The organism is Rhizobium sp. AC27/96 (genome assembly GCF_001692325.1).
Classification (GTDB): domain Bacteria; phylum Pseudomonadota; class Alphaproteobacteria; order Rhizobiales; family Rhizobiaceae; genus Rhizobium.
Window position 1 is genome coordinate 248,077 of record NZ_LXKN01000058.1, and the last position, 12,730, is coordinate 260,806.

The window sequence follows — 12,730 nt, forward strand, 5'->3', positions numbered from 1 at the left end:
GCTTGCCAACAAGCGCGCCGTAGCCGGCTATTTTCTTTATTTTCCGGAAACCAGTCGATTTAACAAATACTCAAAGGCTTTGTTCTAGAAAAACTATAGAGGGGTAATTTCAAAACAGGTTTTTATTATGCCATTTCTAGGTGTTTCTGGAATGCAGTATTCCGGCGCGTCGCTTGCCGGCTCGCGCATTCTTCTGGTGGAGGATTCCAATCTCTTTACCTCGATGATCCGTTCCAAGCTCAAGGAACTTCTGGATATCGATGTCGAAACCTGCCGCAATTTCGAGGAGCTGCAGCTCGCCTACGACAAGTCGTCCGAGCCGATCAAGCTGGCAATTTCGAACATGAACCTGCCAGGCGCCGAAAAAGGCGAGGCACTGACATATCTGGTCGATCTCAGCATTCCGACGATCGCCTTCACCGGCACCTTTCTGGAAGGCATGCGCGACGAGCTGATCGCCAAGGATGTCGTCGATTACATTCTCAAGGACAATATATTCGCGGTGGACATGCTGGCGGAATCGATTTGCCGCTTTCTCACCAACCACCGCCATCACGTCCTCATCGTCGATGACAGCCCAACGGCACGCGCTTTGCTCTCCAGCCGGCTGAAGCGTTACAATTTCCGTGTCAGTGTCGCGGAAAGCGGTGCCAAGGCGCTCGAGCTCTTGAAGGCCAATCCGGATATCGGCCTCATGGTCACCGACTATAACATGCCCGACATGGATGGTTTCGACCTGACGCGGCGTATCCGCGCGACGACGGGCTCGCATGAGCTGCGCATCATCGGCGTCTCGTCATCCACCAACCGGCTTCTTTCGGCGCGTTTTCTCAAGGCCGGCGGCAATGATTTCATCCTGCGGCCGTTTATCGATGAAGAATTCTACTGCCGCGTGAATCAAAACCTCGACACGTTGCTGCAGATCCAATCGGCGCGTCGGGTCACCGAAAACGCGTAGAACGGCAGTCGCTGGTGAGGGCGGTTGCCGCAAAATGTGAGGAACAGTCATTTTTTAAGTAAATGCCTGCAATCTGCGGTTCCAATTTTTCACGAATCCTGTTCAGGATATACCAAAGACGGTTTGGCAGAGCTGCAATTGACTGAATATTCATATGCCGGAAGGCATGGGGGGAATTGAAGGGAAATGGTACTGCATGTGGGATCCTCCAGCGATAGCGGCAGCTATCGCAATGGCAGCCAGAAGATACTTCTGGTAGAGGATTCACGTATGTTTTCCGCCGTGCTGTCGCACCGATTTGAGACCGAACTCGGCTTTTCCGTTACGCATTGCTCTTCGCTGAAGGCGCTGAACGAGGCATTGGCGAATGCGAGCCATGGCTTCACCATGGCGGTTATCGATCTCAATCTGCCGGATGCCGCGCATGGGGAGGCTCTTGATGTTGCCGTCACGCATCGTATCCCGACGATCGTTTTCACGGCGTCCTTCGACATGGCGACGCGCAATCGCATCATGGAACGCAATGTCGTCGATTATGTCCTGAAAGACAGCGAGTTTGCGCTCGATAACCTCGTCTCGGCGGTGCGGCGCGCCATAGCCAATCGTTCGACGCGGGTGCTGGTCGTGGATGATGTGCCGTCGGCACGCAAGATGCTGACGGATCTCCTGGAGGCTCAGCAGTTCAAGGTCACCGAAGCCGGTACCGGCATCGAGGCGCTGGCCGCGCTTGAGGAGTTCGAGGATATCGAAATCGTCGTCACCGACTACAATATGCCTGATATGAACGGCCATGAACTGACCCGCCGCATACGCCATCGCTATGGATCGGACTGGATGCGGATCATCGGCATCTCGTCTTCGACCGACCGGCTGTTGTCAGCGACCTTTCTGAAGGCCGGCGCCAGTGATTTCATTTATCGCCCCTTCGTGCCGGAGGAGCTGCAATGCCGCATTGCACGCAATGTCGAGACGCTGACGCAGCTGAAGAAGCTGCGCGCGGCGGCGGCGAGCGATTATCTGACGGGCCTCTATAACCGACGCTATTTCTATGATCACGGGCCGAGACTTGTGAACGAGTGCCTGCGCCGGCAGCGGCCGAGCTCGGTTGCGATCCTCGATATCGATCATTTCAAGAAATTGAACGACACCTATGGTCACGAGATTGGCGACCAGGTGCTGAAGGCTGTCGCCGAGCGGCTTCACTCCCTCTTTGAAGGCAGTAACAATCTGCTGTCACGGCTCGGTGGCGAAGAATTCGCAATCCTCTTCACGGAGATGAATTCGCGGGCGGCGACCGCATTGTGTGACGAGGTTCGGCTCAGTCTTGCGAGCCTGAAGGTCCATGCCGATGACGAGGAACTGTCGGTGACGGTTTCCATCGGCGTGGCAGAGATCGTCGGCTACGAGTCCTTCGAAAACTATCTCAACGCCGCCGATCAGTTTCTCTATATGGCCAAGCACAATGGCCGCAATCAGGTCTACTCCGACTCCAAGATGACGGAAGAGGCGGCCGAGTAGGCCGCCCATATTGTTCCGCTAATTTGGCTTAGAGCCTATCAGACGACGATGCCGGTGCGGTTCGTCGACATGGTCAGCTTGCGCTCGGCGCGCTCCTGCTGTGGCGAGCGGTTGTAGAGTTCGCGATAACACTTGGAAAAGTGCGAGGCGGAGACGAAGCCGCAGGCAACGGCCACTTCCACAACGGGCATGGAGGACTGCACAAGTAGATGCCGGGCGCGATCCAGGCGGATTTCCAGATAGTAGCGAGCCGGAGAGCGGCCCATTTCCTGACGGAACAGGCGTTCGATCTGACGGCGCGACAGACCTGCGTCATCGGCGATTTCCAGCAGCGACAAGGGCTCTGCGAGGTTGCTTTCCATCAATTCGATGATCGACAGCACCTTGGCATTCTGCACGCCGAGGCGTGCGCGCAGCGGCAGGCGCTGGCGGTCGTGCGGGCTGCGGACGCGATCGGTCAGCTGCTGTTCGCAAACGCGATTGACGAGGTTTTCGCCGAAATCCTGGCCGATCAGGTTCAGCATCATGTCGAGCGAAGCGGTGCCGCCGGCACAGGTGTAAAGGTTACTGTCGACCTCGTAGAGATCGGCATAGACTTCCGCCTGCGGGAAGGTCTCAGAGAAACCGGGAAGATTTTCCCAGTGGATCGCACAGCGCTTGCCATTCAGCAGACCCGCCTGGGCAAGCACATGCGCGCCCGTACAGAGGCTGCCGACGGCAACGCCGCGATTATAGGTCTCGCGCAGCCAGGCATTGACAGACTTGTTGTTGAACTCTTCGACATAGATGCCGGAACAGACCAGCACCATGTTCGGCCGGTTTTCGCCACCCAGATAACGGCGCTCGTCGGCCAGCGCCGAATTGACCTCGAGGCCGATGCCGCTGGAGGAATAGACCTTCTGGCCGTCGGTGGAGGCGAGCCGCCAGGTATAGGCGGGGTAGCCCAGCATGCGATTGGCGATACGCAACGTCTCCACTGCGGCGGAAAACGGCAACATGGTGAAGTGCGGAACGAGGAAGAAAACCAGGGAACGCGTCTTAATCGGAGTCTTGCTCATATCGTGAAAATCCATGCTCCAGGACCATTACGTATTCCTTGCGTCAAATACGTCGGCTCGATGGTCTAATAGCGACATTGGCATGGATAATCGCGGCCGCAAAGGGATATTTGCGTTTGCCGTTAAAAATGCTGTGTTGCGAAGGGGAGGTAGAGGGAAGGCAGGCAATCTGCCTGAATAGCTAAATATATATGCGGGTAATTCTCAGGTTTAATCGGGCATGCGTATTCAGAGGCACAAATGTTCAAAAGGCGACACTCTCTAAAGTTGAGCGTCGCCTTTAGTTTCTACGATTCAGTCCGATCATCGCATGGCCTTCGGATTTTTGGTTTCAATCGCTGCCGGCCAACCCATGTCCTTGCGTACGTCGTCGGACAGGGACTCGAGCTCGCGTAGCGAACGCCATTGCTGCCAGCGATTGGCGATACGAGAGAGGAAGGGCGTGTAGCCGCCAGACGGAAACGAGTTCCGCGAACCGCCGGCCTGTCTGTAAGTTATCGTGGTCATTTCCAGGCTCCTTTCAGCCTAAAACAGTCACCCGACTGTTGAATGGTAATATGGATGCAGCGTACTCATCAATCAAACGAATAGATTTTATAGCTGCCATCAGTATTCTTGAATGAATGCAGTCTGCCGGGCTTTCGTTCGAGAGCGGACAGGGTCCGATCCGGCGGCAGCCCGCGTGCATTGACGTCGTCTATCAAGTGGGCGGGAAAGCGTGCCGCGATCTCATCGAGGGTATGTTGCGCCGTCCGCTGAATTTTCCGGACGTTAAAGAGTGTGAGAAGGCGAGAGGTGTCGCCGAATGCCGTGCCAGCCATGGTGTTTGCTCCTTCGCGGCTGCCTGCGTTAATTTCCATTACGTCTAATATGGTGCTTCATTGACAATCAGACAAATGAAATGATATGGTGGTAAGGATCAGAAAAATTGAAAGTCACCGATATGACCGTACCGTTTCGCCGGCCTATACCGTTGCTTGATAATGAAGTTCTGCGCACCTTTGTCGCCATCTCCGAAACCGGGAATTTCTCCACTGCTGCCGATGCGGTCTTCCGCACGCCGTCTGCGGTGTCGATGCAGATCAAAAAGCTGGAAGAGCAGCTCGGTGTCACGCTGTTCCTGCGCGATGCGCGCTCGGTGAGCCTGACGCAGCATGGAGAGATGCTGCTTTCCTATGCGCGGAACATTCTGGCGCTTTCCAACGAGGCGGTCTCGCGCTTCATCATGCCCGAGCTCAGTGGCGTGGTGCGGCTCGGCGCGCCGGATGATATCGGCGAGCGCCTGCTGCCGAGCATCCTGAAAAGCTTCTCCGAAAGCTATCCCGGCATCATGGTCGACGTGACCGTGGATATGAGCATTCAATTGAAGAAGCGCATCGAGGAGCAGCGGCTGGATCTGGCGCTGATCAATTGCGCGACACGGCCCTTCCCGACCGAAGGCGAGGTCATCTATACGGAACGCCTCGTTTGGGCCGGTGCAAAATGCGGTACGGCCTATCGACGCGACCCATTGCCGATCTCGATATGGGAGGATGGTTGCATCTGGCGGTCGGAAGCATTGGCGCAGCTCGAGCGGCAGAAGCGGCCCTACCGCGTCTCCTATCTTAGCGCTCATACAATGGCGCAGCGCGCCGCCATCGTCTCCGATCTGGCGATCGCGCCGTTTCCACGATCCTACATTGGTGAGGATATGGAGATCCTGGGACCGAATGAGGGGCTGCCGGAACTCACCTCCTTCGACATTCGCCTGCTGACCGCATCGCAGATGACCGGGCCGATGAAGGCCGTGGCGGATAGCATCCGCCAGGCATTTGTCGAGATCGGCCGGAAAATGGCGGCTTAAACCACGGCCGAATGCGCCTTACTCGCGGCTGCGGCGACGTCTGCGGCCGCCGCCATCTCCGCCATCGTCGGAAATCTGCTTGCGCTCTGGCAGGGTCACGACCTTGGACAGTTCCGGAAAGGCATCGACCTTGTTCGGTAGGGCCATGGCGTAGACAAAATGCTCTTGAAACTTTGATTCAAGCGCCGTCTCTATCTTCTCGATCTTGCTGACAGTTTCCTCGATCTCGCGGCGGTAACCACGATTGAGCAGCGACATGCGTGCACCGGTACCGGCGGCATTACCGACTGCCTTCACCTTGTCGAGCGTGCAATCCGGTATCAGCCCAAGCACCATCGCATATTTCGGGTCGATGAAGGTGCCGAAGGCGCCTGCCAGACCGATGCGATCGACGTGAGCAATGCCCTGCTTGTCCATCAACAGTTTGACGCCGGCATAGAGTGCCGCCTTGGCGAGCTGGATGGCGCGGATGTCGTTTTGCGTGACTGTGATCCGTTGTTCGCCATCGCGCAGCAGGTAGGAATAGGTGCGGCCGTTCTGCAAAATGCGCGGCGAGCGCGCCATCATGCCGCCGTCGACCACGCCGTCCTCCGAGATGATGCCGCTCAGGAACATCTCGGCGACCACCTCGATGATGGCCGATCCGCAGATACCCGTCACACCGACAGCTGCGGCGCCTTCGTCAAAACCGGGCTCGTCGGACCAGGGTTCGATGCCGATGACGCGATAGCGCGGCTCCAGCGTGACAGGGTCGATGCGGACACGTTCGATCGCGCCCGGCGCCGCGCGCTGGCCGCTGGAGATTTCGGCACCTTCGAAGGCAGGGCCTGTCGGCGAGGAGGCTGCGACGACTCGGTGGCGGTTGCCGAGCACGATTTCAGCGTTGGTGCCGATATCGACAAGCAGCATCATCTCATCCTGGCGATGCGGCCCCTCCGCCAGCGTGGCGGCTGCGGCATCGGCGCCGACATGGCCGGCAATGCAAGGCAGCATGTAGACGCGCGTGCCCGCATTCATGGGCAAGCCGATCTCGGCCGATTTCAGATGCACGGCACCGGACACGGCAAGCGCGAAGGGCGCGCCACCAAGTTCTGTCGGGTCAATGCCGAGGAAGAGGTGATGCATGATCGGGTTGCCGACGAAGACGGCATCGAGAATGTCCTGGCGCGACACGCCGCCATCGGCGCAGACCTTGTCGATCAGCCCATTCAATGCTTCGCGGACGGCATTGGTCATCGCCTCGCGGCCATCCGGATTCATCATCACATAGGAGACGCGGCTCATCAGATCCTCGCCGAAGCGGATCTGCGGGTTGGATGTGCCCGCGGAGGCAACCGTGCGGCCTGATAGCAGCGAGGAGAGGTGCATGGCGATCGTGGTGGAGCCGATATCGCAGGCGATGCCGTAAGCTTCGTTCTTGAGGCCAGGATAAAGGGCGATCAGGCGAGGGGGATCGCTTTCGTGATCTCTATGGATCGCGGCGGTGACCTTCCACTCTCCCTTGCGCAGGATCGACTGCACCTGCGGGATGATGTGGAAATCGACTTCGAGATTGTCGTATTTCCAATCGGCCGCGAGTGCCGCCTTCAACCGGTCGAGATCGCCTGAGGGCTTGTGCATGTCCGGCTCTTCGACCTCGACATAGCACATGTGCACGGCCGTATCGCGGATGATCACCCGCTCGTCGGCTGCCTTTCGAACGACCTGTGCGTTGATCACGGTGTCCTGCGGCACGTCGATGACCAGATCTCCCTGGATCAGCGCAGAACAGGAGAGGCGGCGGCCCTCAGGCAGATCGCGGACTTCTGCATAACGTCTTTCCTTCGGGCCGATCGGCGAAAGATGGTCGTTGGCAGAGACTATCTTGTGCTTGGCGAAGTTGCCTTCCTGCACTGAAACCTGGCAACGGCCGCAAGTCGCACGGCCACCGCAGACGCTTTCGACATAGACGCCGAGCTGTCGTGCGGCTTCGAGCACCGGTGTGCCCACCGCAAAGTGGCCACGCTTGCCGGAAGGCATGAAAAGGACGAGGGGATTCGCGCTGTCGCCGGCTTGGGCCACGGATTTAGTCTTTCTGTTTGCTAAGGCGGCGCACGTTCGAGCGAACGCGCTTGGTATAGGGCTTGATCGCTGCCTGAGCGATCGCATCTGCCGCCTTGTGCGACGAGGCGTTGCGCCCCATCGCGATTGCTGTCATTGCCGCGATATTCTGTTCAGCCATCGCCGTATTGGCGGCGATGACGCTTTCTCCGGCCGCAGCCATCTTTTCGTTGATCATCCGGCTGAATTCGACCGTATCGACGCGACCGCCCATCATGGCCGTCATCCACATTTGCGAGAGGCGCATCCCGATCACCATCGGGGCCTGGATCCACAAGGTGGCGAGGTCGTCGGAAAGCTTGCGGCTGGGATAGCTCATCGTTATTCCCTCGCAGCTCCCGCGCCGGTTCGCGCCGCGCGTCCACCACGCCGGCCGCCGCCAGCTGATGGAGCCGCAGAAGCCGGAGCGTTCGCTCCGCCTTCCGCCGGCTTGTAATCGCGATAGGTCATGATCCAGTTGGTGCAATTGGCATCGGTGCCGTTCAGCACGTTGGCGGCGCGCACGGCTTCCATTTCCTGCGGGCGGCAGGGATTCATGATCGCCGAGGTCATGCCGGCGCCGATGACCATCGGGATGAAGCCGGCATTGATGCCGTGGCGGTGCGGCAGGCCGAAGGAAATGTTCGAAAGGCCGCAGGTGGTGTTGACCTTCAGCTCGTTGCGCAGGCGGTGCAGCAGCGCGAAGACCTGGCGGCCGGCATCGCCAAGCGCGCCGATCGGCATGACGAGCGGGTCGACGACGATGTCATGCGGCTTGATGCCATGATCCATCGCGCGTTCGACGATCTTCTTGGCGACGGCGAAACGCACGTCCGGATCCATCGAAATGCCTGTTTCGTCGTTGGAAATCGCGACGACGGGTACGTCATATTTCTTGATGAGCGGCAGGATGGCTTCGAGCTTTTCCTCCTCGCCGGTTACGGAATTGACCAGCGGCCGGCCCTTGGCGACCTTCAGCGCCGCTTCGATAGCGGCTGTCACCGAGCTGTCGATCGAGAGCGGTACGTCGACGAGCCCCTGCACGATTTCCAGTGTCTGAACCAGCAGGCCCGGTTCCGTCTCGTTCGGGTTGACCGAAGTGACGCCGGCATTGACGTCGAGCATTGTCGCGCCGGCGGCCACCTGTTCCAGCGCATCCTTGATGACGGTATCGAAATTGCCCTCGATCATCTCGGCGGCCAGCTTCTTGCGCCCCGTCGGGTTGATGCGTTCGCCGATCACGCAAAAGGGCTGGTCGAAACCGATGATGATTTCGCGAGTGGCGGATGCAACGATGGTGCGCGTCATGTTTGATCCTCTGGTCGGTCTGCCCGATAGAGCTGGTCTATCGTGCCGGGATGGGGGTTACAAGCGGGGCCGGGCTCCTCTGCCCGCCACTCGATCTCAATGCGTCTTGTGTGAAGGATGATGAGCGGCGGCTTCGGCCATTTCCTGCTGATTTTCCTCTTTGCCGCCCCGGATGTGCTCCAGCCGTTCGGCGACGAGCGCGTCGGTGCGGTTGGCCTCATGCTTCCAAGGCTGGCGACCCTTCAGTACGCCGGATTCATGCACCATTTCCGCGACATATTCTTCCTGGCGATAGGCCATGACATGGACGCCGGAAACGCCCGCTATCTCCTTCACCTCGTTGATGATGTCGATGCAGAGCTGCTTGCCTTCCTTCTTCTGATCCTGCGCGCCTTCGAGGCGCTTGATGATGGCATCCGGAATATGAACGCCCGGCACGTTGGAGCGCATCCAGCGGGCGGTTTTCGCAGAGGCGAGGGGCCCGACACCGACGAGAATGAAGCACTTCTCGTCCAGGCCGAGATCGCGCACCTTGTTCATATAGTCTCGGAACATTGGCACGTCGTAGCAATACTGGCTCTGGACGAACTGCGCGCCGGCCTCGATCTTCTTTGCCAGCCGATAGGGCCGGAAGTCATGCGGTGGCGCGAAGGGATTGATGGCGGCGCCGAGAAAGACCTTTGGCGGCGACGTCAGCTTGCGCCCGGAGAGGAATTTGGCGTTGTCGCGCATGATGCGCACGGTTTCGAGCAGCGACATGCAATCGAGGTCGAAAACCGGCTTAGCGCCCGGCTGGTCGCCTGCCTGTACGCCGTCGCCGGTCAGGCACATGATGTTGCAGACACCCATGGCGGCGGCACCCAGCACATCGCCCTGGATGGCGATGCGGTTCTTGTCGCGGCAGGCAATCTGCATGATCGGCGCATAGCCCATGCGAGTCAGCAGCGCGCAGATGCCGACCGACGACATGTGGCAATTGGCGCCGGAGGCGTCGACGGCGTTGATGCCATCCACCCAGCCGGAGAAAATCGCGGCGCGCTCATAGACATCTTCGGGATTGGCGCTGTCAGGTGGGTTCAATTCAGCTGTCACGGCAAATTCACCGCGGCGGAGGACGCGCTCAAGGCGCCCGAGCGACGAATGGCCCGGCAGCGGGTCCAGCGGCAGATGCACACCGAGCGGGTTTTCGTCGATATGTGCCATCTATCACGCTTCCCTTTTTGCGGCTTCGCGGGCAGCGGCGGCTTCCGCCGTGACCCGCAGCCAGGAAGAGGTTTCACGCAACGATTGGTTCACCGGCTTCTGCACATTCAGGATCAAATCGCCATGGGTCATGTTTCGCGACCCGTTCCACGCCTGCACCCAGACGCAGGGCATATCGGGTTCGACCTCGCAATTGCCGTTGGCGCGCACGCCGCCACAAGGGCCATTGCGCAGCTGCTTCGGACAGTTCATCGAACAGGACATGCCGGTCGATGACAGCGCGCACTGACCGCACATGCGGCAGTCGAACAGAAAACCCTTTACATTGCGCTCGATGAAGGTGATCGGCCGCTCCACGCGCTCGTAGCCGATCGATTTCCAGAGCGGATGCAGCAGGAGAAAGACGTCGGCGAAGCGATGGTAAAACCATTCCAAGAAGCGGGAATGACGGACCGCCCAGAGCCGCACGGTATATTTGCGCCGGGCGCGGCGATTGGGCGAGACGCCGGCCGGCGTATAGGCGCCGCTGGCGGCCTTTGCCGCGGGTGCGGCGTTGCCAGGCTTCTGGATGGCATCAGCCATTGTCGCGACCTCCGGCCTTCACCAGCGCCACCAGCCGTTCGCGATCATAGGCGGCTTCCAGCTCGCCGGCCGCTTTATCCGCTTCCGCCTCGAGGTCATCAGACACTGGCGTGGGATCAGCCTTGCGCCATTCGGCGAGATAGTCGTCTGTTTCGGCGGCGCCGGTGCGCATGGCGCACATGTCGATCGCCTCGGTAAAACGCAGCGAAAGCTCCCGTTTTGCCGTCAGTCTGCCCTTTTTGATGATGACCTGGGCTGGAATATCGCGCCAGTAGACGACAATGCGATCGGCCATGCGTAAAAATCTCCTCTTCACTCAAGAATGCACGGCGACCGACCTTGGGACTGCGCTCGCCACGACGCGATATATGTCAAAAAACGACGCGGTGAGGAAAGCGTATCAGCAAGCGGCGGAAAAGCGCGTTTGTCCTCTCAAATTGCCGAGTTTAAAATGTTTTTCAATATCTACGCTCTCGCAGATATGTCGGTACTGGCAAAGCCACGCAAGCAGGAAGCGACGAATATGTCGCAATCAGACAGCCAGCAGTTCGCGGCCAAGATCGCCATAGCCGGTAAAGCGATATTCGTAGTCGAGTCCGAGATAGGCGGCTGCTTCCCTGGCCTTTGCCTGCAGCACCGGGTCTTCCTCCTGCGAGAGATGGACCACCTTGCGGTAGTTGCCGAAATATATGTCGCGCAGTTGCGGATGGCGATCCAGCCCAAGCGGGACGATGACGAAGGCCTCGAACTGGCGGGCCAGAAAATCGGTAAGGAAAAACGAGGTGATGTCATCGTCACGTGCGGCGAAAGCTTCGTTGCCGGTGAAAAAGGAATAACAGTGGGGACCGGAGAGGCGTTCGATGCCCTCGCGCTCGCAGATACGGTCGATCAGACCGCCGGTGCCGCAATCGGCATAGCCGATGAAGATCTTCTCGAAGCCGCGCGATCGCGCATCGACAATCGCCTCTTCCAGCGCCGGCGCGATTTTTTGCGGGTACGAATGATAGATCGCCGGAAGACAGTGCAGGTCGATATGGTCGAGCCCGTTTATTCGGGTCACCGCCAATATCTCGCGCGCGATTGCCCCGCACGCGATCACATGAACCTTTTGCGTGTTCATGCGTTCATTCTGCGGAGAATTTGTCTCCGCTTGTTTTTGATCGATATCCACTCAGAGGGGGTTCCCAATCATGACCGCACCGTCACTCACCAAAATTGCCGCCGCATGCGCAGTCTTTATGGTACTCGCTTCATGCGCCAATACAATTCGTGGCGTTGGCAGGGATACGGCCAATGCCGTTAACGCCACTGAAGACGCTGGTCATACCGTCAAGAGAGCTGCCAACAATTAATTTGGGGTATCGATAGGCCGGCGGCAATCCCAGAGGTTGTCGCCGGCTCCGTGTTCTCTGTGATCAGGCTCTCGCCGCCAGGCTATTGTGCTTGCGCTTCATGAAATCCTTGGCGGTCTCGACCGCGACAGCAGCGTCGCGGCAATAGGCGTCCGCGCCGACGGCCTTGCCGAATTCCTCGTTCAGAGGTGCACCGCCGACGAGGACGACGTAATCGTCGCGCATGCCTTTTTCCTTCAGGGTGTCGATGACCACCTTCATGTAGGGCATGGTGGTCGTCAGCAGAGCCGACATACCGAGAATGTCGGGCTGTTCGCGCTCGATCGCGTCGAGATAGTTCTCGACGGGATTGTTGATGCCGAGGTCAACGACGTCGAAGCCCGCGCCTTCCATCATCATGCCGACGAGGTTCTTGCCGATGTCGTGAATGTCGCCCTTGACGGTGCCGATCACCAGCTTGCCGAGCTTCGGCGCGCCGGTCTGCGCCAGCAACGGCCGCAAGATGGCCATGCCGGCCTTCATCGCATTGGCCGAAAGCAGAACTTCGGGGACGAAGAGGATGCCGTCGCGGAAGTCGATGCCGACGATGCGCATGCCTTCGACGAGCGCCTGCGTCAGCACGTCATACGGCGTCCAGCCGCGTTCGAGGAGGATATTGGTCGCTTCCTCGATTTCCTCCTTCAAGCCGTCATAGAGGTCGTCATGCATCTGCTGCACGAGTTCTTCGTCCGAAAGTTCCGAGAGAATGATTTCGTCGTCAGCCATGCGCTCCATCCCGTTTCGTGCAATGCATCAAGGGCTCGTATAAAATACTGCCTGTATAAGCGAT

The 12,730-nt window shown here is 58.8% G+C and carries 15 protein-coding genes; 4 read left to right on the forward strand and 11 right to left on the reverse strand.

The features are described from left to right. Positions 1-127: 127 nt before the first annotated feature. Entirely contained in the window at positions 128-958 is an 831-nt protein-coding gene (locus A6U86_RS28960) for a response regulator (RefSeq protein ID WP_068398724.1), read from the forward strand. A 186-nt stretch (positions 959-1,144) separates the two neighbouring features. Further along, positions 1,145-2,476 carry a diguanylate cyclase gene (locus A6U86_RS28965; RefSeq protein ID WP_068398727.1) on the forward strand — a complete coding sequence of 444 codons (1,332 nt, stop codon included), beginning with the start codon at positions 1,145-1,147 and terminating at the stop codon, positions 2,474-2,476. 38 nt (positions 2,477-2,514) lie between these two features. Here the strand turns inward: A6U86_RS28965 and A6U86_RS28970 are convergent, their stop codons facing one another. The 3 genes from A6U86_RS28970 to A6U86_RS28980 all read right to left on the reverse strand — a co-directional run bounded on the left by A6U86_RS28970 (position 2,515) and on the right by A6U86_RS28980 (position 4,355). Next, positions 2,515-3,534 carry a GlxA family transcriptional regulator gene (locus A6U86_RS28970; RefSeq protein ID WP_348641761.1) on the reverse strand — a complete coding sequence of 340 codons (1,020 nt, stop codon included), beginning with the start codon at positions 3,532-3,534 and terminating at the stop codon, positions 2,515-2,517. Between the two features lie 303 nt (positions 3,535-3,837). Further along, complete coding sequence (locus A6U86_RS28975) at positions 3,838-4,041, reverse strand: hypothetical protein (protein ID WP_068398730.1); 204 nt, start codon at positions 4,039-4,041, stop codon at positions 3,838-3,840. Positions 4,042-4,109: 68 nt separating this feature from the next. Continuing rightward, positions 4,110-4,355 carry a hypothetical protein gene (locus A6U86_RS28980; protein ID WP_068398732.1) on the reverse strand — a complete coding sequence of 82 codons (246 nt, stop codon included), beginning with the start codon at positions 4,353-4,355 and terminating at the stop codon, positions 4,110-4,112. A gap of 122 nt (positions 4,356-4,477) precedes the next feature. On the opposite strand from A6U86_RS28980, the gene A6U86_RS28985 reads away from it, so the two are divergent. Then, entirely contained in the window at positions 4,478-5,377 is a 900-nt protein-coding gene (locus tag A6U86_RS28985; RefSeq protein WP_068398735.1) for a LysR family transcriptional regulator, read from the forward strand. Between the two features lie 18 nt (positions 5,378-5,395). Here the strand turns inward: A6U86_RS28985 and A6U86_RS28990 are convergent, their stop codons facing one another. The 7 genes from A6U86_RS28990 to A6U86_RS29020 all read right to left on the reverse strand — a co-directional run bounded on the left by A6U86_RS28990 (position 5,396) and on the right by A6U86_RS29020 (position 11,669). After that, complete coding sequence (locus A6U86_RS28990) at positions 5,396-7,396, reverse strand: ASKHA domain-containing protein (RefSeq protein ID WP_068398959.1); 2,001 nt, start codon at positions 7,394-7,396, stop codon at positions 5,396-5,398. 46 nt (positions 7,397-7,442) lie between these two features. Next, positions 7,443-7,796: a hypothetical protein gene (locus A6U86_RS28995; RefSeq protein ID WP_068398738.1), complete on the reverse strand. Its 354-nt coding sequence runs from the start codon at positions 7,794-7,796 to the stop codon at positions 7,443-7,445. 2 nt (positions 7,797-7,798) lie between these two features. Then, a complete protein-coding gene (locus tag A6U86_RS29000) occupies positions 7,799-8,764 on the reverse strand; it encodes a methyltetrahydrofolate cobalamin methyltransferase (RefSeq protein WP_068398741.1) in 966 nt (321 codons plus the stop codon). 96 nt (positions 8,765-8,860) lie between these two features. Then, a complete protein-coding gene (locus A6U86_RS29005; RefSeq protein ID WP_068398744.1) occupies positions 8,861-9,967 on the reverse strand; it encodes a methylenetetrahydrofolate reductase in 1,107 nt (368 codons plus the stop codon). Positions 9,968-9,970: 3 nt separating this feature from the next. Beyond that, on the reverse strand, positions 9,971-10,549 hold the full coding sequence (locus A6U86_RS29010) for a methylenetetrahydrofolate reductase C-terminal domain-containing protein (RefSeq protein ID WP_068398747.1): 579 nt from the start codon (positions 10,547-10,549) through the stop codon (positions 9,971-9,973). Beyond that, the gene (locus tag A6U86_RS29015) at positions 10,542-10,844 is read right to left on the reverse strand and encodes a virulence factor (protein WP_068398750.1); all 303 of its coding nucleotides are present in this window, start codon (positions 10,842-10,844) and stop codon (positions 10,542-10,544) included. The genes A6U86_RS29010 and A6U86_RS29015 overlap by 8 nt, the downstream gene beginning before the upstream one ends. A 237-nt stretch (positions 10,845-11,081) precedes the next feature. After that, entirely contained in the window at positions 11,082-11,669 is a 588-nt protein-coding gene (locus A6U86_RS29020) for a DUF1638 domain-containing protein (protein WP_068398753.1), read from the reverse strand. Positions 11,670-11,739: 70 nt separating this feature from the next. On the opposite strand from A6U86_RS29020, the gene A6U86_RS35975 reads away from it, so the two are divergent. Beyond that, positions 11,740-11,901 (forward strand): entericidin A/B family lipoprotein, encoded by a 162-nt coding sequence (locus A6U86_RS35975; RefSeq protein ID WP_083197015.1) that lies wholly within the window; start codon positions 11,740-11,742, stop codon positions 11,899-11,901. A gap of 63 nt (positions 11,902-11,964) precedes the next feature. Here the strand turns inward: A6U86_RS35975 and A6U86_RS29025 are convergent, their stop codons facing one another. Beyond that, on the reverse strand, positions 11,965-12,666 hold the full coding sequence (locus A6U86_RS29025) for a B12-binding domain-containing protein (protein WP_068398962.1): 702 nt from the start codon (positions 12,664-12,666) through the stop codon (positions 11,965-11,967). Positions 12,667-12,730: the final 64 nt, after the last annotated feature.